Below are 19,530 nucleotides of genomic sequence, written 5' to 3'. Positions count from 1 at the left end.
TTTCGTGATGTCCCGCTTCGCTCGTCTGCTCTTTGTGTTTTCGACGGTCGCTTCGGTGGCCGGTTGCGCAGGGTATCAGCTAGGAGGGGTCCCGCCGCAAGAGATGGTGGAGATCACCTCGATCGCTGTTCCGACTTTCCACAACGATACCCAAGAACCAAGAATCGACGTGCTTTTCACCAATGCGGTCATTGGAGAACTGCAAGTCGACGGGACATACCAAATCGGCAGTCTCGAGTCTGCAGACGCGGTGCTTCAAGGAACCATCACCCGGATCGAACGTCGGCAGCAGCGTTCCGTCCCCAGCAACACCATTCGCAGTCGCGAGCTGGGAGTGCGCGTGCAATTCAGCTATCTCGTGCGGCGAAACGATGCCACCAAAGAACTTCTCCTGGCGGGTCAGCTTCAGGGGGCAAGCGAGTTCTTCCCCTTGGAAGAATTCGAGATCTCAGAGCGCCCTGTTTTCCCGGATGCCGCACGGGACCTCGCCCTGCAGCTAACAGCCGCCATCACAGAAGGCTATTGAGGTGAGCACTGAAAAGGCAAGCGGCCGCGTTGCCTTGGTCCCCACCCCCATTGGCCACCTCGGGGACATGACCTATCGTGGGGTGGCCACGCTCAAGGAGGCGGACGTCGTTGCCTGCGAAGACACCCGCCACTCACTCCGGCTTTTTCAGTGCTACGAAATTCCCAGAAAAACCCTTCTTAGTCTACACGCTAGGAATGAGTTAAGTCGGTCAAAAGAGTTGATCGAGCGAGCCAAAATGGGCCAACAGATTGCCGTGGTGACGGACGCCGGTATGCCCTGCCTTTCCGATCCAGGGTATCGATTCGTCCGTCTCTGTCTGGAGGAAAACCTCCCCGTCACGGTTCTCCCGGGTGCTTGCGCAGCGGTCACGGCGATTGCTGGCAGTGGCTTGCCTTCGGACGCCTTCCATTACTTTGGATTTCTGCCTCAAAAAGCCGGGCGACGCGGCAAGGCGCTTGCCAAGGCTTTGGCGCTGGGAGAAACGAGCGTGTTTTATGAATCGCCTTACCGCATCGCTAAGACCTTGGCTCAACTGGCGGAGCTTGACCCCGAAGCCGAGGTTTGCGTAGCGCGGGAACTGAGCAAACGATTTGAAACCTATCACCGAGGATCAGCGCTGGAGCTGGCGGGTTGGTTTCAAGAGCATCCCGCCAAGGGCGAAATTTCCCTCGTTCTGTCACCCTCCGCTGCTGTCTCTCGCCACCTCGACTGAGTCTCCCTCCCTATGACCGACGCTCCCTCCCAAGAAAAAGTCCTCGTTGTCCCCCGCTCTCTCTTCGAGGCTCTGGGTTCCTTTCAGGGCATTCACACCGACCCGGAAAAGTATCTTCCCAGCTTCCTCGATCCCAAGAACAATTTTTTCCTAGAGCGGGCTGCGGCCGAAGAAGATCCGAACTACAAGCAGATCATCCCTTATGCGCTCTTTCATCACCGAGGCAGATTCCTCCACTACGTCCGCGGCCAAGCGGGCGGAGAGAAGCGTCTGGCCGCCAAAGGATCTCTCGGGATTGGGGGCCATATCAATACCGATGACTACCAGGAAGAGCACTTGGGACCAGCCACTTACCTTCACGGAGTGGCTCGGGAGGTGAAGGAGGAAATCCGTTTTCAAGGGGAGATCCAGCAGCGAGTGGTCGCGCTTTTGAACGACGATTCGAATTCCGTAGGCCAAGTGCACCTCGGCGTGGTCCACCTCTTTGATCTGCTGGCAGACTCTCCGCAAGTGGAGCCCAATGAAGCGCCCATTACCGACTTGGAGTTCCTGAGCCTCTCAGAACTTGAGGGTCGTTCGGAGCGTTTGGAGTCCTGGTCTGCCTTCTGCGTGCCCGCCTTGCCCAGCTTTATGGAAGCAACCTGAGCCGCTTTCAATGGAGCGTTGCCACGTGGAAGCGGGCATGCTTTTGAGGCCCATTCTGGACTTCTTCCCGCTCCACTTTTTCTCCCAAGACGTTCTCAAACATGGTTTCCTCCATGCGATGAAAGGCCGGAAAAGCCTTGGCAATTCGCCAGTGGGGATTGTGGAACTCGGTGATGGTGAGCCCTTCTTCGTTCTCGAAGTGACAGAGGGAAAGGTAACCTTCCTTTTCCCGTTGGCTGGCGAAAGAACTCGCTTTTTCCAGGACGGACTTCCCTTTGAGCTTTTTCCGGTAGGCCTCGGCCTTCATTCGAAAAAAGGAAAAAAGGAGTTTTTCGGCTGATTTCTCCCCATGGGTTTCATCTAGCGCCTGCAGGAGATCGAGGGCGAAGTCTCCGCTCGCTTCCGGGAACAGAGGCTGGATGCGTTCGGTTAACCGATAGAGCTTCTGAGGGCGTCCCACACTCTGGGGGCTGCGCCAAGTGACCAGGTAGCCCAGCTTTTCCATGGCCACACAGTGCTGCTTCACCCCCATGTAGCTCATGGAGAGCCGCTCCGCGATTTCCCCCACAGACATCCCGCCGGTGCGCTTGATTTCATAGAGGATGTCCACCCAGTGCGGGCGAGAGATTTCTCTAAGAATTTTCGGCAGCATGAATGACTCCTCCGACCGGGAGAATAAGTCCTAACTCCCTAAAAATCAATAGAAACCTAAGGTCACGGAATTGGGCTTGCTCCCCTCTCTGTCACGGGGCGTAAAATTGCCTTGAATAAGCCACCCCTTGACGGTCTCCTCCTCTTTCAGTTTCTTTCTAGCTGACACGTTTTATGCAATTCGCTTCTCGTTTTGAGGATTTGAAAAAGTTCCGGTCTCATGCGCCGGGCCATTGGCGAGGCACCCCCGCCGAGGAGTGGTCCAATCATCGCTGGCAGCTTCAGCACCGGGTCAATTCCCTCGAAGGTCTGGAGAGTCGCTTGCAGCTCTCCGATGAAGAGCGGGCCGGGGTCATCCTGAGCGGGACGAAATTGGCCATGTCCATTACCCCGCACTTCTTCAATCTCATCGACCCGCACGATCCAGACTGCCCGATTCGCCGGCAAATCCTCCCCCGGCGCGAGGAATCGCTCTTCGATCCCACGGAGCTGGCAGATCCCTGCGGCGAAGACAGTCACATGCCGGTCCCCGGCTTGGTCCACCGCTATCCCGACCGGGTGCTTTTTTTGGTGACCGACCAATGTGCCTCCTACTGCCGCTACTGCACCCGCAGCCGAGTGGTGAGTGGCGTGGGCGAGCAGAAGTTGGAGGCGGATCACCAAGCAGCCTTTCGCTACCTCGAACAGCACACCGAGGTCAGGGACGTGCTTCTTTCCGGTGGCGATCCGCTGCTTTTCTCCGATAGCAAATTGGAGCAAATCCTGAGCCGCCTCCGCGCGATCCCGCACATCGAGTTTCTCAGGATTGGCTCGCGCGTGCCGCTTTTCCTCCCCCAGCGCATCACCCCCAAGCTCTGCCGCATCCTCCAACAGTTTCACCCGCTCTTCATCAGCGTGCATGCCAATCACCCGCGGGAGCTAACGGTGGAGGTGAAAGAGGCCCTGGAGCGCTTGGCCAACCATGGCATCCCCATGGGCAATCAAAGCGTGCTCTTGCAGGGAGTGAATGATGATGTCGAAACCATGCGCGCGCTCGTGCATAAGCTTTTGATGTGTCGCGTGCGGCCCTATTACCTTTACCAGTGTGATCTCATCAAGGGTTCTTCTCACCTCCGCACGAGCGTCTCGAAGGGAATCGAGATCATTGAGGGCCTGCGTGGTCACACCACTGGCTACGCCATTCCCCAGTTCGTCATCGATGCGCCCGGGGGCGGCGGGAAAGTGCCGGTCAATCCCGATTATGTCTTGGAACGAGAGGCCAGCCGCACCCTCATCCGCAACTACGAGGGCGAGGTCTTCGAGTATCCTGAGCCCTCAGCCAATCCGGTTTCGGCGGCCGCGGAGTGCGCGCAGGAGTCTTGTTCTCCCTGAAGCGGAAAAGGTCTAGGACTATGGCAGGCATCGTCGTCCAACCACGCGCGCGGATATTTCACGGGCATGAGTGGGTCTTTGCCTACGAGGTGAAAAAGGCCTTTGGAAATCCTCAGCCAGGCGAGGTCATCGCCCTCAAGGACTTCAAAGATCGACGCATCGGGAGCGCCATCTACAATCCTCAATCGCAGATTGTGGCGCGTCGCTTCTCGCGCCGAAAGCAGGATCTCGACGGCGATTTCTTTCTCCGTCGCCTCGGATTGGCAGCCGAAACTCGCGAGCGACTTGGGATACCGGCCGAGGCCCGCCGACTCGTCTGGAGCGAAAGCGATGGTTTGCCGGGCGTCATCATTGATCAATTCGGACCTCACTTAGTGCTCCAGACCTTGACGCTCGCCATGGACCAGCGAAAGGGCCTCTTGAAAGAGGCGCTCGTGGAGCTTTTTCAACCCGAGTCGATCGTGGAACGGAATGACTCCACCATCCGCGAAGCCGAAGGCCTGGAACGCCTGACTGGGATGCTCCACGGAGAAACTCCCCCGCCCTTTCACTGCGAGATCGCAGGAATTCATTACACCTTGGATCTAGCAGATGGCCAAAAAACCGGTTTCTACCTGGACCAAGTCGAGAATCACCTCAAAGCAGCCGGCCACGCCCGGGGTCGAAGAGTTCTCGATGCCTTTTGCAATCAAGGAGGCTTCGGCCTTCAGGCAAAAAAGGCAGGGGCGTCCTCTGTCTTCGCCATCGATAGCAGTGAGAGTGCCGTGGCGGCTGGGCGAGCCAATTCCATGGCCAACCTTTTGGAAATCGATTTTGAAGTGGCCAATGTCTTCGACCGCTTGCGACAGTTTGAAGAGGATCAGTTTGACTACATCATCCTCGATCCACCGACCTTCAGCCGCAGTCGCAAGGCCCTCAAAGACGCGCTCCGCGGCTACAAAGAAATCCACCTCCGGGCGCTTCGCATTCTCAAGCCGGGAGGCCTCCTAGCGACCTTCTCCTGCTCTCACCATGTGAGTCGCTCGGACTTTCTCCAGAACATCCGAGAAGCCTCGGTGGACGCCAAGCGTTCGCTGCGCCTCTTGGAGACCTTTGGCCAAAGGCTGGATCATCCCGTTCTGCCCACGCTGCCCGAGTCAGAATATCTCAAAGGCTTCCTGCTGGAAGTGTGCCCGTCATGGTAGAACCCCTCCCGGAAATCGATAGCAACAAGGTGGCCGACAAAGTCAGCCGCGGCTGTATCTTTCTCCTTTCCGTCAGCGCCGTGATCGTTGGCTGCTTGATTTATCAATTGTATCACGCCTTTCAATTCAACGGGCAGATTGCCCAATTCACGGAGTCCTCAGGAGAAAATCTCCAAAGCACGCCTCTGACTGCCGAGCAGGAGGGGCTCCTGAATGAAAAGCTACTGGCTGTGGAAAAGGCCACTGGAGAACTCCTTTTGACCGTGCCGGAGGCCAATCATCTCTTCAATCGATTGCCAGCGCTGAAGGACTTCCGAGGTCAGATGCGGATCGAAGCCATGCAGGAAGGCCAGCTCCTCGTTCGGACTGCGCTGCCACTCAATTCCCTCTTTCTAGGAGAACGCCGCTACCTCAATGGCGTTCTCAGCCTGGTACCGGCCCTCAAGTCGGAGAACCTCGATCTTTCGGTGGCTTCCATCGAGGTTCCCGGCAAAGAGATCCCGGAGCAATACCCCGGGCAAATGTCGCAATACTACTTTGTGCCCTTTCTGACCGAGGCTTTGAAAGATGTCCCCGAGGACCATTTTCTTCTGCGCCTGAAATCGATCGAAGTCGCGCACGGAGAGATGCGCCTCCAGTGGTAAGCCCGAGCGAATGGGCGAAAGGCCAGCCCATCATTCCACCAAGGTGGGATTGCCATGGTGATTGTAATGGCGGCCCTCGAAGACGTTTTCGAGATTGTTCCATCCCAGCCAAACCACCGAGATGGTCAAAATCAGCCAAGCGCTACCGATGAGCGTGCCACAGAGAGGCAGCCATCTCGGGCGCGAGACCATCCAGCAAAAAAGGTAGACGTTCCAGCCGCCCAAACAAGCGAGAGAGAAAAGGAGCCAGGGATAATAAATCAGCCCAATGACCTCCCGCAACCAAATGGGGTAGCCTCCGGCGTTCCGCCAGAAGATCGGCATCTCCTTGAAAAACGTCATTCCCAGCAAAAGCAAGAGAGCCAAAAAGACCGCAGCCGTCGAGCCGACCGGAACCGCGAGCGAATTTTTTTCTCGGAGACGGGTGGGAGACGTCCGGTCCTTGGCGCGCTGGCCGATCCATGCGTTAAGGGCTTGCGCGTCCATGAGAGAGAAGTTTACTCTGAATCCGAAGCCATGGGAAGAACTTCCCATTTATTTCCCTAAAAGCGGATGACGTCGGAAAGAAGCACCGGACAGCGAAACAGCAGCCGCGCAGGGTCCCCTCAAGAAGCGGGATTTTCCTTTCCCCTCCCCCTCGATCCGCTCCGCGTTCTCCGGGGAATTCTGGCGCGCTGGTATTGGCTCCTTCTCTTCGTGGTTCTTTTGGGAGTGGCCGGAGGCGGCTTCGGCCTTCTGAGCCACGAACCGCGTTTTTCGGTCTCGCTCCCGATGGGGCAGCTAGAGGTCACCAATATCGTGAAGGCAAGTCAAATTGGGGAATCCTACCGGCCCCCTTCGCTGGATGACCGGGCGCTTTTGGCCACCTTGACCGCCAACAAGGTGATTTCCCGGGCGAGCGCCAAGTTGGGGCTCGATGCTTCTCTCGGCACCGTTCGATCTCGCGTGGAAGCAGAGGTGGCAGAGGGCGGCATTTTTTACATCACCTACCACTCACCGGACAGTCCGGAGGCCGCCCTCGCTTTCCTGGAGGCCTGGTCCGAGGAAATCATCTTTTTTTCCAAAGAACGCCAAAAGGAAGATGCCCAAGAAAGCGCCCTCTTGCTGCGGACACAGATCGGCAAGCTGACCGGCGATTTGGAGCAGCAAAACCGCCGAATCCTCAACTTCGTCAAAGAGACCAATTTCGTGGGAGCCGACCTCCAGTTCACCACTCTTTTGGGCAACCAAGCCAGGCTTGAGCTGGAGTTGGAGCGCATCAATGCCCAGCGGGCGACCCGAGCCGACCAGATCAATGCCTACATCAGCGAGCTGAAGCGCCAAGGCCCCATTGATGAGCAAATCAAAAAAGCCCAGGATGAACTCTCCGTGCTGCGGGCCCGTTACACCGATGGAAATCCCCTCGTTCAGGAAAAGCTCTCCTCGATTGCCTTTTTGGAAGAGAAGCAGAAAGAATTGCAAAGCTCCGCGCTCGGAGACGACGAAAGCAGCCTCCAGCAATACACCGGCACGCCCTTGGGGAATCAAATCTTCCTCAATCTGATCGAGCGACGGAACGAAAAGCTGGAGCTCGATCGTCTGGCCCGTCAATACCAAGACACACTCGGCACCTACGAAGCACAGCTCGAAGGGCTCTCCGAGCAACAATACCGCTACAACGAAATGACGGAGCGCCGCTCCGGCCTGCAAGAGAGCTTACGAATTTTTAACAGCCGCTTGCGAGAAGCCGAGGTCTTCGCCTCGATTCCCCAAGGCTACTGGGAAATCTTCCAATATCCTGACGCGAGCAATGTGGTGGCCTCCTCCCGATCAGGCAACGCCGTCCTCTTGGGCGCCGCGGGCGGGTTCATCGGGCTGGGGCTGGGGTTCTTCATCGCCTTGGCCTTGGAATTGACCCGCCCCAGCCACCGGACCGCCTTTGAATGCTGCGCTGGGGCCGAAGCCCCACTGCTCGCTTCCATCCGGATCGCCCGTGGGAAAAAGGCAAGCGAGACGGAACCCGATCCCTGGCAAGCTCCCATTCAAGAGCTCTGGCTGGCTTGGTTAGCTCGCTTGCAGCAGGAAGGGATCTTGACCCTGGTCTGGACCGGCGTTTGTGAGCCGGCTCACGAAGAACTCTTCTGGGAGCGTCTGACCGCCGAAGTGAAGCATGACGGACAAGCGCTGACCGTCTTTGATCTCACCCCCACCACCAATCCCCTCTCGTTGGCGGACGGGAATGGAGCCGGGCCCGCTTGGATCGAAGTCCACGAAGCCGATGCGCCCGACCTCATGCGTTCCATACAAACCGTGGCCAAATCCTCCCGCATCCTGGTCCGCGCTGCGGGCGTCCCGAAAGGGGCCGTCCGTGAATACACCAAGAAACTTGGCTTCTGGTTCGCCCTCATCTCCGCCAATGGGCGCGCCATCGAATCGCTGGGTGAGCGGCGTCGCCTCCTGAAAGCCATCCTCCCGCCCATCGATGGAGCGGTCGCCATTGTGGAATCCCGCTCCGGCCTGCTGAACGAAATGACGGACAAATTTTCCAACGCGCTCGCCGAGCGCTTCAGCCGCTTGCCTAAGCCCTTTCTGGAAGAATGAACGCCGCGAAACGGATCGCCTGTTTTGCCCTGGGGTCCTTGGGATCCATGGGGGCCTCCTGGGCTCAAGAAGCACCCGCTCCTCCCGTGACCGAGGGCAATATTGGCCAAACCGCCTCGTGGCGAGAACGCTACGAACTCGGCCCGGGCGATACCCTGAACTTCGCTTTTTACGGTCGCCCCGAACTCGACCGCAAAGGAACCCGCATCGCCCCCGATGGCACCGTATCCTACCTCCAAGCGCAGAATGTGCTCGTGGCGGGGCTCTCCATCGATGAAGCGCGGATCGCCTTAGAAGAGGAGCTGAAGGGCGTCTTCAAATACCCGCGTCTCATCCTGACCCCGGGCGAAATTCAAAGCAAACGCTACATCGTCTTGGGCAAAGTCATGTCGCGAGGCGTCTTCCCCCTGGACCGCCCCCTCACTCTCGTGGAAGCGATTGCGGAGTCAGATGGCTTCGAGGTGGGTCTACTGGATGAAAACACCGTGGAGCTCGCCGATATGGACCGGTCCTTCATTTCGCGCAAAGGAGAGCGGCTCCCCATCGACTTCCGCGCGCTCTTTTTGGAGGGCGATATGACCCAAAACGTCGAACTCGAGCCCAACGACTACATCTACATCGCCGATGGGGTCAGCAGCGCCTACTACGTCTTCGGAGCGGTCACCCTGCCTGGCCTGCAATTCTTCACTCCCGGAGCCACCATCGTGACAGCGCTCACCAGGCGAAGTAGCTACACGGACGACGCCTACCTCGACCGCGTTTTGGTGGTACGAGGTAGCCTGCAAAAGCCCGAGACCATCGTGGTCGATGTGGGAGAGATCCTTAAGGGCAAACAGCCGGATTTCCCTCTCGAGCCCCAAGACATCGTCTATGTTTCCGAAAGGCCTTGGCGGCGAGTCGAGCGGCTCACCGATATCGCCATTCGCTCCTTCCTCACCAGTGCCACCACCAGTTGGATCAATATCAATGTGGATGACATCATCACGAGCCCCATCATTGGGGGCGCGGACCTGACCCGATGAAAGCCAGGTCGCGCCGCCGGATCTCAGAAGACGCCCTTCGCTCTCTGCCGGCGGTTGGTCTGCTGGCGCTGGTCACCTCCTGCGCGCACCTGCCCATCAAATCGACCTTTGATCCACGGGCCAGCCCGATCGACCCCCGGGACATCGTCTTCGAAGACGCTGAGATCGATCGAGGTCGCGTCCAGCCGGAAATGCTCCGCCCCCCCAGTGAGGCCTATCTACTGGGGCCAGGCGATGTGCTCGAGATCGAAGTCTCCGAGATCGAAGACACCCTCTCGCGCACCTACATCATGCCGGATGGATTGGTGTATTTCAATCTGGCAGGAGGCGTCCGTGCCGAAGGGCTGACCACGGCCGAGCTGACCCTCAAACTCCAAGAAGTCCTCGCAGCGGACTACGCCAAGCCGATTGTGAACGTCACCTTGGTGGAAGTCAAAAGTCGCCGCTATTGGATTCTTGGCCGGGTCTACGCTCCGGGCATCTACCCTCTTCGCCAACCGACGAGCTTGCTGGAGGCCATCTCGATGGCAGGGGGGCTGTTCGCGGCCCGTTTCTCTGGCCGGACCGAGGAACTGGCCGACTTGGGCAATAGTGTCCTCATTCGCGATGGGAAAATTCTCCCCATCGATTTCGTAGAGCTGGTGCGGGAGGGAGACACCTCGCAAAATGTCTTTCTCCGCCACAATGACTTCATCTACCTCCCCTCTGCCCAAAGCAGTCGGGTGCTGTTGCTGGGAGCCGTGCAAAAGCCCCAAGCGGTCAGCTTCCGAGACAGTCTCAGCCTCGTGGAAGCCATGGCCTATGGAGCGGGACCTCTCGCGGCTGCCTCCCTCACCAAGGTCGTCATTCTCCGGGGATCGATCAAGGACCCCCAGGTCGCGATCGTGGATTTCAAAGCCATCCTGACTGGGAAGGAAACCGACCTCGCCCTTCAGCCGGGCGATATCATCTGGGTCCCCAAGGACATCTGGGACAAGCCAGAAGAGTATGTCGACCTCATCCTCCAAGACGCCGTCCGCACCATCGCCATCAACGAAGGCGCCAACTCCGTAGGGTCCGACCAAGAAACGGTCATCACCATTCCTGCTGGGGGCGGGTAAGCCGAAGCCACCGACCCTCGCTTGAGGAAGGCCTTTTGTTCGGTTGCTTTTTGAAAGGAGACAGCGACACTCCGCGCTCTTTCGGCCCCAACCCTTTCGCTCGTCTATGTCATCAGACAAAATTCGGAATGTCGCCATCATCGCCCACGTCGATCATGGGAAGACGACCCTCGTGGACCAGTTGCTTCAGGCCGGTGGGGTCTATCGCGAGAATCAAGTCGCCCAGGAAAGGGCCATGGACTCCATGGACCTCGAGAAAGAAAAAGGCATCACCATCAAGGCCAAAAACACCTCGGTCCATTGGCGAGACCACATCATCAATATCGTGGACACACCGGGCCACGCCGACTTTGGGGGCGAAGTCGAGCGCGTTATGAAAATGGTGGATGGGGTCATCCTGGTGGTGGACGCCTTCGGGGGACCGCAGGCCCAAACGCGCTTCGTTTTGCGGAAAGCCTTGGCTGAGGGGCTCCATCCCATCATCGTGGTCAACAAAATCGACCGTCCAAATTGCGATCCCCAGGGCTCTCACGAAAAAGTCTTGGAGCTTTTCCTGGAGTTGGAGGCTACCGATGAGCAGTTCAATGCCCCCACCCTCTACGGTTCCGCCAAAAACGGATTCTTTAGCAAAAGTCCGGAAGGCCCTCACAGCGATTGCACGCCGCTGCTCCAGACCATTCTCGATGAGATCCCCGCTCCCCAATCCGATCCCACGCAGCCTTTCAGCATGCTCGTCTCGAACATCGACTGGGACGACTACGTCGGCCGGATCGCCATCGGAAAAATCCTTTCAGGAGCCATCAGCAAAGGCCGACCTCTCTGGCGGATCAAGAAGGACGGCACGCGGGTCCAGGCCAAAGTGGCCAAGGTCTTTGAATACTCCAACTTGGGCACCCAAGACACCGCCGATGGGATCGCCGGCAACATTGTCGGCCTGGCAGGGTTTGAGGACATTGATATTGGCGAAACCCTAGCAGCCGACGAGGCGGCCGAGGCCTTGCCTCCGGTCAATATCGATCCCCCGTCCGTCCAAATGCAATTCTCCATCAATGACGGGCCCTTCGCGGGCAAGGACGGGAAACACGTCACCTCCCGAGCCATTCGCGATCGTCTCTTGCGCGAGGTCAAAACAAACGTCTCCATCCACGTGGAGGACACCGAGGAAGCCGGCGTCTTCAACGTCTCGGCCCGGGGTGCCATGCAAATTGCCGTCCTCGTGGAGACCATGCGGAGGGAAGGCTACGAGCTGCTCGTCTCACGGCCGACCGTCATTTTGCAACGGGACGAGGCAGGCCAACTCCTTGAACCTTGGGAAACTCTCTATGTGGAAGCGCCCAGCGAGTATGCCAACGCCATTCTGAAAACGCTCAACGAGCGCCGCGGCCAGCTCGAAAACATGGAAACCATGGAAGCCTCCGGACGGACGCTCCTTACGGCTTCCATCCCCACCCGGGGGATCATCGGGCTGGAATTTGAACTCGTGAATCTGACTTCCGGGCACGGCATCTTCAGTCACCTCTTCAAAGGGTATGCCCCGCACGCCGGCGAAATCAGCAATCGCAAGACGGGCACCCTCGTGAGCATGGAGACCGGTGAAGCCACCACCTACTCGCTCCAAGCCTTGGAGGAGCGAGGGACTCTCTTCGTAGGCCCCCAGGAGCAAGTCTATACCGGCATGCTCATCGGCGAAAATCCTCGCGCGGACGACTTGCCGGTCAATCCGGTCAAGGCCAAGAAGCTCGATAACATGCGCTCAGCCGGCAAGGACCATACCACCAAGATGGCCCCTCCACTCAAATTCAGCTTGGAGCGAGCCATCGAATACATCGAGCCGGATGAATTGGTGGAAACCACCCCGACCTTCCTTCGGCTTCGCAAGCGCATCCTCGATCCCAACGAGCGCAAGCGGGCCAGCAAAGCAGCCAAAGCCACGGCCTAGGTAGGAGATTACAAACCGAGAGGGATTTTCCATCCAGCCGCCTTCCAGCTTGCCTCGCTTGGCGAAACTGGGGATACTTTTTAGTAAATCGCATCGTCCGCCATGTCGCCCTTCTCACTCTCTGCCCTCTCTCTCGCCTCGGCCCTCGGCGTCGGAGTCACTGCCGTCTCCTTCGTCCCGACCGAGGTCGTCGAAGTGGAAGCCAGTCCTCTGGGAGCCCCTCGGGCCGTTCTCAGCTACCAGATCTTGGATGACTCGGAGGAATGGTATCGCGGACGGGCCGAACTCTACCTCAAAGTGGAATCGACCCTTTATCCGGAAAGAAAAATCCTCCTCCCTCTGAATGTAGGAGAAGACTACTCTGGGCAGAGAAACGGGGTCGTGGATTTGCCATTCGTCCACCCAGGCGAGACCGATGAAACCTACCTCATCGAGCTTTTGGAGAACGACCGCATCCCGCAAAAGGACGAGGAAAAGATCGCGTCCATGGCCGGCGGGACCGGCTTCCTCATTTGGAAGGGCGCCAAGCTCTATGCTCTGAGCGAGGGGCTGGCTCTTCCCGACTGGGGGGAGCAGATTTCAAAATTGATTGAAAGTGGAAGCTACCTCTACCTCACCAGCTTACGAGGTCACTGGTATCAGTCCTACGGCCGGGTCGAATACCATGTTCCCCACGCCCCCACCATGAGTCACAGAGATGCCAATCGATTGACGATTCGGCAGGGCAAGCGGGCTCGCTTGGACGTGAAAGTCCACTTCACTCCCGCCCCCTCTCCCAGCTTGGCCAGGACACTCTAATACCAAGCTGCAGAATTAGCTGGTAGAATGGCCGAGTGGATTTCGGGCCAGACCAAGGCGCGACGAGGGCGCGGTGCAGGCACCGTAACCGAGGAGCAACGCAGGGCTGGCTCGAAAGACACTGGCTCTCCCTTCCCCGCGCTTCAGCGCCTCTTCCCCGTACCTCCTTCCCTCCATTCTACCAGTGTATTCTGGAGGTTGGTATCATACCAAGCGGCCGGATTGCTTGGGAGAGCCGCCGCGTTCGTTTTGCTTCAGGAGCCATCCACCTGCCGGCGCCCCCATAACTCTCGGGGCGCCCCCGCTCGGCTTTTCACCTTCTCAGGCCGAGAAGGTGAAAGAAAAATTGGCAAAGCTTAAACAAAAAGGCAGTTCCGCGAACGCCTTCAATGAAAAGCAAGTGTGGGCGAAAGCCCGAATCGCTTTTTTCATGTGTTGAGGTTGATGCAAGGCAGGCCGGGGTGTTCGCAAGACACTCCGGCCTGTTCTTTTTTTCGAAACCGGAATCGATCGGATGCCTAGCAGCGAAGCGCTACAATTTCGGCAGCGTGCTGCCCACCCAGGTCCAGAGAGACTTCCCAAACTCCTCTTGAGCCCGCTTGGCCAGGTCTTGGCCTCCATAGGGATCCCCTAGGATGGCCAGCATGGTCGATCCCGAGCCACATAAGAGAGCGGCATGCACTTCCGGCTGCTCCAAAAGCCATCTTTTCATATCTGCCAGGGGAAGGTATTTTTGAAAGACCGGGACCTCGAGGTCATTCACCATGGGCCCCCAGGGACAAATTTGCGGGGCAGCCAAAATGCCGGGAAGAGGCTTGGCACCGCTCCACTCCTGGTAGGCCCAAGGCGTGGGAACACCGAAAGGCAGTTTGAGCAGGACAACGGGTAGCTCCCAATCATCTTCCCGCGCGGCCAGCTCCTCCCCTCGCCCTGTCGCCTGGCACACGCAGTCTCGCAGGAAAAAGGGCACGTCCGAACCGAGACGAGCGGCCACCTTTTCAAGAGCAGGCGGCTTCAGCTTGAGCCGAAAGATTTCATTGAGTTCTCTCAAGGTGGTGGCGGCATTGCTGCTCCCGCCGCCCAAGCCTCCTTCGGTCGGGATTTGTTTCCGCAGCACGATCCGCACCGAGAGCGACTTCCCAGTCACCTTCTCCAATTCCCGGGCAGCCCGCACCACCAGATTTTCGTCGTTCGAAGGGACCCCCTCCTCTCGGCAGACAAATTCAATTCCACCCTCCTTGCGGGGCTCGAAGAGCAGCTCGTCATACAAGGACACCCGGGTCATGACCGTGGAAAGCTCGTGGAAACCGTCACTCCGCTGGCCCTTGATTTCGAGAGACAAATTCACCTTGGCGTAAGCACGGGCAATCCGGGGAATTAGGGCGACAGCAGGCACCCCTGTCCCTACGATGGGATGCCTTGCCACTTCAAGCGCTTCCACGCAAAAGCGCCAGCATCCTCCCCGTCTTTCCTTTTTCGAGACGATAGGAGTAATAGCGATCCATTCGGGAGCCCGTGCAAGCAGGCGGCCCATGGACGCGCAAGGGGCTGACCCCTTCCCGGAGACACTGCTCCTGGATGCGTTTGGCAAAGTCCATCTCGTAATGCGGAGGCCGGATACAAGGGCTGATTTGCACCACGAGGTGAGAGGGATCGGTGCCAAAGCTGGTGGCCATTTGACGAATCGCCTTTGATGCAATCTCTTGCTCGGTCCCCTGGCGACCAGAGTGAAGCAAGCCCGTGGCGCGAGTGATGGGGTCCACCAAAAAAACGGCCGCGCAGTCCGCCACCAAAATGCCCAATGTGAGAGCGGTATTTCGGGTCAACAGCCCGTCACACTGGGGAACGGTGGGGCGGGGCGAATCGACCACTTGAACATGGGAGCCATGCACTTGCTCAGCCAAAAGCACCTGTTCCCAAGGCGTGCCCAAACCTTCGGCAGCGAGAGTGAAGGAGGATTGCAGTCGTGGAAGCACCTCCTCTTTCCTGACCGCGACATCGAGTCCAGGAACACGCAGCGTGAACAAATGAGCCACCCCCTCCAGAGCACTCAGCGCGGCAAATTGCTCACTCGGAGCTTGGCTGGAAGAATCAGCGCTGGAAGGCACTGGTCAGGAGGCTTTTGTCGTCGCCATCAAGATCGGCCATCATCGAAGAGAGGGAATTCGCAAGCGCAGCCCGCAAAGTCAACAGAAGCGCCTCTCCTTTGGCCGTGATTTGCACCAGAATTTTGCGCCGATCGTCTGCGGCATGGATGCGCTCCACATACCCCAGCTTCTCCAAACGATCGACCAAGCCGGTCGCCGCCGCGGTCGAGTGGCCCATCTTACCGGCGATTTCACTCATTGTCATACTCTCCTCCGTGGAAAGATAGCCCAGAAGGTAGAATTGCGGGAAAGAAACACTGCCTTTGTTCAGCTCCTTGGTCAGATCCAGCAAACACGTTCTTTGCGTCAGCATGACTAAGTCAGCCAATTTGTCGACGTCTGGCCCCTCTCGGGCGTCGGTAAGTTTCGGAATGGCGTTCATGCGGCGGTTGGGTCAAGGAAGTGAAGGGAACTCCACTACTTAGAAATTATAATAATTATACAATTATCAGGCAAGCAAAATTGTAAATCTTCAAAAAAAGCCCCTCATGCAAGGCCTTCAGCCTGAGGCTACAATAAAAACATCCAAATAATCAAGGATGATTCGCACTTTTTTGAAAATTCCTATTTTAACGACAAGACTGGTGGGAATCTCCGTAAAAAGGCAAAGCCGTTGGAACAGTAGATTTTAGAAGTCCTGTCGGAAGTTTGTCTAAAGCTCCGCTTTTTGATCGAAATTGGGTCTTTCGGCGGACTGTCTTGTAGACATTTGGAGGGAAAACACGGGATCGCCGGCTTCGATCTCACCCTCCAAGATGTCTGCCACGGCGAAGCCTCGGTCTCGTTGGCTGGAAAGGCGGACTTTTCCGCGTCGTTCCTCGCCAAATCGGGTAATGAGCGAGGCATTCCCGTCGAGCGCGAGGGAGTTTGCGGTTTTGATGACCACAAAGCCCTTTCGATTGACTGATCTCACCACACCGACCTGAACCTCTCGAATGACGGGACGGGGTGCCTCCGGCTCGACTGCGGGAGAGTCCATGCCGGGAATGTTTGACTCGGTGACCGGTCCTTCGTTTTGAGCGCAACCCGAGAAAAGGGCTGCGGCGAAGCAGACGAAGAAGGGTGCGGAGGATTTCACGTTGAGCATTTTACAAAAAATTGAGCAGCAAACAAGCAGTGCATTTTCCTGCAACCGAGCCTTGCAAAAAACGCCCAACTCCCTACCCTCCCTCCTCTGGCAACAGCCGGAGCAATTTCGCCCGCAGCAACGGTCAGGTGGCTGAGTGGTCGAAAGCACATCTTTGCTAAAGATGCGTACCCTCACAGGTACCGTGGGTTCGAATCCCACCCTGACCGCCAGAAGCCAGGGTCCCGCAGGGGCTCTGGCTTCTGGCTTATCGGGGTGGGCCGAGAGCCCCTTGGGCAAAGCCCAACGGGGTTCGAGTGCCCTCTTGCGAAGCAAGTAACCCATAAAAGGGAACTCCGGAGGAGGAGTTCCCAACGACGCACGCACCCTCGCCGGAGGCGAGGAACATCCCACCCTGACCGCCAGAAGCCAGAGTCCCGCAAGAGGCGCCCTCTCTTTGCCTCATTCCCGTCACTTGCAGCACCCCCCGACCCGATGATACTCCTCACCATGTCTTTGATTGATCAACTCAACTGGCGCTACGCCACCAAACAATTCGATTCAACCCGCCAGCTTTCGGAGGAAAAACTCCAAACCCTTCTCGAAGCGCTTCGGCTCTCCGCTTCTTCTTTCGGCCTGCAACCATGGCACTTCTTCGTTTTGAAGAATGCGGAAATTCGAGCACAGCTCTTGGAACATTCTTGGGGGCAAAAACAGGTCACGGATGCCTCCGAAGTCATTCTTTTCTGTCAGCCAACCGCTTTTTCTGAAGCCGACGTCGATGCCTTTCTCGAAGACACCATGCAAACTCGCGGCGTCAGTCGGGAATCCTTGGCTGGCTACGAAGGCATGATGAAAGGGTTTCTCGACCGCATGGAGCCGGAAGTTCTCCATGGCTGGGCTCGCAATCAGGTCTACCTTGCGCTCGGTTCCTTTCTCGTAGCCTGCGCGGCCGAGGGGGTGGATGCTTGCCCGATGGAAGGCTTTCAGCCAAGCGAGTATGACCGAATTCTCGGCCTGGAGGAAAAGGGGCTGACCGCGGTGGTCGTCTGTCCCATTGGCTACCGTTCGGAGGAGGACAAGTATGCCAGCCTAGCGAAAGTCCGGTTCCCCATGGAGACCGTCTTGAGCGTGATCGAGTAAACGGGCGACCCCAAGGGCTTCCCTGACATCGGATGCAGCCAAGCGACCGCTTGGTGATTTTGCTTGGCATCGATTTTGCTCTGCTTGGGAAATGGCTCGCGTAGCTATCTCAAACTCAGTCTGTTAGAATTCACCACCCATGAAAAAAGTCGAGGCGATCATCAAACCTTTCAAACTGGAGGACGTCAAAGAGTCCCTCTCCGAGATCGGGGTTCAGGGAATGACAGTGACGGAGGTGAAAGGGTTTGGACGGCAAAAAGGTCACACTGAAATTTATCGGGGCAGTGAATACACCGTTGATTTCCTCCCCAAGGTGAAATTGGAGATCGTGATCGAGGACAGCATGCTCGAGCAGGTCACCAAAACCATCGCCGAATCAGCCAATACCGGAAAGATCGGAGACGGCAAGGTCTTCGTCTCAGACGTCTTGGAAGCCGTTCGGATTCGGACTGGGGAAGAAGGCGGGGAGGCGCTCGCCACCAACTAGGCCCTAGGAGGCCCTGGGCAAAGACCCCTCCGTTCCAGCCCCAGTAGCCCCGGGGCACATCGGTCACCAGAACGTAGGTGCGCTCTTTGGGAATGGCCAGGCGAGCCGAGACCAAGTAGCAAAGAAGCCGGACTCGCTCCTCCACTTTTGGTTTGTCGACCCCTAGCGCACGCAGCTCAAGAAGAGCGCAGTCGCGAGAGGAACCCGCGAAAACCATCGAGGTAGGCGGTGACCAACCTGCCATAAAGAATTCTTCCGGTTTCTTCAAGAGTTCCGAAATTCCGGAAGAGGCCGCCTGAAGAAACGCTTCCCTCACCTCGTCGGAAGGAGGGCTGGCGTGGGTCTGGATTTTCAGAAAGGGTCAGGAAGGGCATCGAAGAGCTACCCCCAAATCCCCTGCTCTTTCAATTGCCGATGAGCGGTTCCTGCCCAATCCCGGTTGGCTGCCGGACTGGCCGGGGAGGGATGAAGAATGCGGCCTCGCCGGCGCGGTCCCGAGCGATCAGAAATCATCTCTAAACGCTTCTCGGCAAAGCCTCCCACTCCCACGACCCATTCGGGATCAAGCCATTCCACTACCTTCAGCAGATGCGCATCGCAGGCCGCTTCCACCGGCTCTCTCTCGCTCACTGGCAACTTGTCCGGGGTGCGATTGCGCCCCGACGCCTCCATCCAAACCAGCGGGCAGTAGTTCGCCACAAAGTGATCCCGAAAAAAGTCCTCTGGACGAGGGAAGCGCTCACCGAAAAAACCCCAGAGCCTCCGGCCACTGACCTCGGAGCGAGCGCAGGCGAAGCCCTGGATGGGGCGCTTGGGGTGTTCGTTTTCCGGACGAGCCACCGCGCATTCGATCCCCATCCAATCCCGGACCGCGGCCACCTCGCCAAAAGGCACTCCTGTCTGGGCCATGCCATAAGGCCCGGGATTCATACCGAGAAACAGGACCCGCTTTTTCGAGTCGCCAAATCGAGTGAGATACTCCGCATGAGCCGCTGCCGCATACCTCAGGGGATTGTAAAGATGCGTCACAGGAGGACCGAAGCGGAGGCCTCCCAAGACTTCCGTCAAGGAACGAGCCGCCTCGATCAAGCCCTTGGCGATCTCACTCGGCATCGATCTCCGAATCGCTTAAGAATTGACCCGTCCCGGGGTCGGTCGTGAGAGGCGCTTCACTCCTCGGCTTGGGAAGCTGATCAAAGGCGCTTGGGAAGAGAGCGGCCCGCTCCGGTGCGTCTTTCACCGGAAGGGGAGCCACCGGAAGGGCTTCACTCTGCCTGCGCCATGCCTTGAGGAACTCATCCAGCTCTTGGAGCTGCCGCCTGTCAGGCAAGGCCTCTTCTGCTTCGGGGACCGCCCCGGGCGAAACCGTCCCCTCGTTCTGCGAACGGAGGGAGCTTCCAATCCCCGAAAGCGTGAGCACGCCCACCGCAAAGAGAAAAAACATCCCCAGTTGCGTCCCGTCATCTCCTTTTGCCATGGCCAGACTGAAACCACCTTCGCTCCAAAGCGCAA

The 19,530-nt window shown here is 57.9% G+C and carries 21 protein-coding genes and 1 tRNA gene; 14 read left to right on the top strand and 8 right to left on the bottom strand.

Annotation, left to right across the window (positions count from 1 at the left end; all coding sequences use genetic code 11):
- Positions 1 to 7: 7 nt before the first annotated feature.
- The 3 genes from AAF555_00190 to AAF555_00180 are packed head-to-tail and all read left to right on the top strand — an operon-like array spanning position 8 to position 1,886.
- Positions 8 to 526: an LptE family protein gene (locus AAF555_00190; GenBank protein ID MEM6909976.1), complete on the top strand. Its 519-nt coding sequence runs from the start codon at positions 8 to 10 to the stop codon at positions 524 to 526.
- 1 nt (position 527) lies between these two features.
- On the top strand, positions 528 to 1,241 hold the full coding sequence (rsmI, locus tag AAF555_00185; GenBank protein ID MEM6909975.1) for a 16S rRNA (cytidine(1402)-2'-O)-methyltransferase: 714 nt from the start codon (positions 528 to 530) through the stop codon (positions 1,239 to 1,241).
- Positions 1,242 to 1,253: 12 nt separating this feature from the next.
- Positions 1,254 to 1,886: a hypothetical protein gene (locus AAF555_00180; protein MEM6909974.1), complete on the top strand. Its 633-nt coding sequence runs from the start codon at positions 1,254 to 1,256 to the stop codon at positions 1,884 to 1,886.
- Between the two features lie 7 nt (positions 1,887 to 1,893).
- Here the strand turns inward: AAF555_00180 and AAF555_00175 are convergent, their stop codons facing one another.
- Positions 1,894 to 2,538, bottom strand: coding sequence for a winged helix-turn-helix transcriptional regulator (locus AAF555_00175; GenBank protein MEM6909973.1), 645 nt, complete (start codon positions 2,536 to 2,538; stop codon positions 1,894 to 1,896).
- A gap of 173 nt (positions 2,539 to 2,711) precedes the next feature.
- Between AAF555_00175 and AAF555_00170 the strand changes: the two genes are divergently transcribed.
- The 3 genes from AAF555_00170 to AAF555_00160 are packed head-to-tail and all read left to right on the top strand — an operon-like array spanning position 2,712 to position 5,736.
- Positions 2,712 to 3,908, top strand: a complete 1,197-nt coding sequence (locus AAF555_00170) for a KamA family radical SAM protein (protein ID MEM6909972.1) — start codon at positions 2,712 to 2,714, stop codon at positions 3,906 to 3,908.
- A 20-nt stretch (positions 3,909 to 3,928) separates the two neighbouring features.
- Positions 3,929 to 5,092 (top strand): class I SAM-dependent rRNA methyltransferase, encoded by a 1,164-nt coding sequence (locus AAF555_00165; GenBank protein MEM6909971.1) that lies wholly within the window; start codon positions 3,929 to 3,931, stop codon positions 5,090 to 5,092.
- Positions 5,086 to 5,736, top strand: coding sequence for a hypothetical protein (locus AAF555_00160; GenBank protein MEM6909970.1), 651 nt, complete (start codon positions 5,086 to 5,088; stop codon positions 5,734 to 5,736). Before AAF555_00165 ends, AAF555_00160 begins: the two co-directional genes overlap by 7 nt.
- A 30-nt stretch (positions 5,737 to 5,766) precedes the next feature.
- On the opposite strand, the gene AAF555_00155 is transcribed toward AAF555_00160, so the two are convergent.
- A complete protein-coding gene (locus tag AAF555_00155) occupies positions 5,767 to 6,222 on the bottom strand; it encodes a hypothetical protein (protein MEM6909969.1) in 456 nt (151 codons plus the stop codon).
- A gap of 66 nt (positions 6,223 to 6,288) precedes the next feature.
- Between AAF555_00155 and AAF555_00150 the strand changes: the two genes are divergently transcribed.
- The 5 genes from AAF555_00150 to AAF555_00130 all read left to right on the top strand — a co-directional run bounded on the left by AAF555_00150 (position 6,289) and on the right by AAF555_00130 (position 13,175).
- Entirely contained in the window at positions 6,289 to 8,316 is a 2,028-nt protein-coding gene (locus AAF555_00150; GenBank protein ID MEM6909968.1) for a hypothetical protein, read from the top strand.
- Complete coding sequence (locus AAF555_00145) at positions 8,313 to 9,338, top strand: polysaccharide biosynthesis/export family protein (protein ID MEM6909967.1); 1,026 nt, start codon at positions 8,313 to 8,315, stop codon at positions 9,336 to 9,338. Before AAF555_00150 ends, AAF555_00145 begins: the two co-directional genes overlap by 4 nt.
- Positions 9,335 to 10,438, top strand: a complete 1,104-nt coding sequence (locus AAF555_00140; protein ID MEM6909966.1) for a polysaccharide biosynthesis/export family protein — start codon at positions 9,335 to 9,337, stop codon at positions 10,436 to 10,438. Before AAF555_00145 ends, AAF555_00140 begins: the two co-directional genes overlap by 4 nt.
- A 106-nt stretch (positions 10,439 to 10,544) precedes the next feature.
- Positions 10,545 to 12,377, top strand: a complete 1,833-nt coding sequence (gene typA / locus AAF555_00135) for a translational GTPase TypA (protein ID MEM6909965.1) — start codon at positions 10,545 to 10,547, stop codon at positions 12,375 to 12,377.
- Between the two features lie 102 nt (positions 12,378 to 12,479).
- Complete coding sequence (locus AAF555_00130) at positions 12,480 to 13,175, top strand: hypothetical protein (GenBank protein ID MEM6909964.1); 696 nt, start codon at positions 12,480 to 12,482, stop codon at positions 13,173 to 13,175.
- A 532-nt stretch (positions 13,176 to 13,707) separates the two neighbouring features.
- Here the strand turns inward: AAF555_00130 and ispE are convergent.
- The 4 genes from ispE to AAF555_00110 form a co-directional block, all read right to left on the bottom strand.
- A complete protein-coding gene (gene ispE, locus AAF555_00125; GenBank protein ID MEM6909963.1) occupies positions 13,708 to 14,571 on the bottom strand; it encodes a 4-(cytidine 5'-diphospho)-2-C-methyl-D-erythritol kinase in 864 nt (287 codons plus the stop codon).
- A 31-nt stretch (positions 14,572 to 14,602) separates the two neighbouring features.
- Entirely contained in the window at positions 14,603 to 15,211 is a 609-nt protein-coding gene (locus AAF555_00120; protein ID MEM6909962.1) for a polyphenol oxidase family protein, read from the bottom strand.
- A 55-nt stretch (positions 15,212 to 15,266) separates the two neighbouring features.
- Positions 15,267 to 15,704 carry a MarR family transcriptional regulator gene (locus tag AAF555_00115; protein ID MEM6909961.1) on the bottom strand — a complete coding sequence of 146 codons (438 nt, stop codon included), beginning with the start codon at positions 15,702 to 15,704 and terminating at the stop codon, positions 15,267 to 15,269.
- A 270-nt stretch (positions 15,705 to 15,974) separates the two neighbouring features.
- Positions 15,975 to 16,400, bottom strand: coding sequence for a hypothetical protein (locus AAF555_00110; GenBank protein ID MEM6909960.1), 426 nt, complete (start codon positions 16,398 to 16,400; stop codon positions 15,975 to 15,977).
- 131 nt (positions 16,401 to 16,531) lie between these two features.
- Here AAF555_00110 and AAF555_00105 point away from each other — a divergent pair.
- The 3 genes from AAF555_00105 to AAF555_00095 all read left to right on the top strand — a co-directional run bounded on the left by AAF555_00105 (position 16,532) and on the right by AAF555_00095 (position 18,018).
- Positions 16,532 to 16,621: transfer RNA gene (locus tag AAF555_00105), tRNA-Ser, on the top strand.
- A gap of 277 nt (positions 16,622 to 16,898) precedes the next feature.
- Positions 16,899 to 17,531, top strand: a complete 633-nt coding sequence (locus AAF555_00100) for a nitroreductase family protein (protein MEM6909959.1) — start codon at positions 16,899 to 16,901, stop codon at positions 17,529 to 17,531.
- 139 nt (positions 17,532 to 17,670) lie between these two features.
- On the top strand, positions 17,671 to 18,018 hold the full coding sequence (locus AAF555_00095; protein ID MEM6909958.1) for a P-II family nitrogen regulator: 348 nt from the start codon (positions 17,671 to 17,673) through the stop codon (positions 18,016 to 18,018).
- 381 nt (positions 18,019 to 18,399) lie between these two features.
- Here AAF555_00095 and AAF555_00090 read toward each other — a convergent pair whose 3' ends face one another.
- Both AAF555_00090 and AAF555_00085 read right to left on the bottom strand, forming a co-directional pair.
- A complete protein-coding gene (locus tag AAF555_00090) occupies positions 18,400 to 19,131 on the bottom strand; it encodes a uracil-DNA glycosylase family protein (protein MEM6909957.1) in 732 nt (243 codons plus the stop codon).
- Positions 19,121 to 19,495, bottom strand: coding sequence for a hypothetical protein (locus AAF555_00085; protein ID MEM6909956.1), 375 nt, complete (start codon positions 19,493 to 19,495; stop codon positions 19,121 to 19,123). Before AAF555_00085 ends, AAF555_00090 begins: the two co-directional genes overlap by 11 nt.
- Positions 19,496 to 19,530 lie beyond the last annotated feature (35 nt).

This window comes from Verrucomicrobiota bacterium, from assembly GCA_039027815.1.
In the GTDB taxonomy this organism is placed as follows: Bacteria; Verrucomicrobiota; Verrucomicrobiia; order Verrucomicrobiales; family JBCCJK01; genus JBCCJK01.
This window is presented reverse-complemented; position numbering and strand designations above follow the sequence as displayed.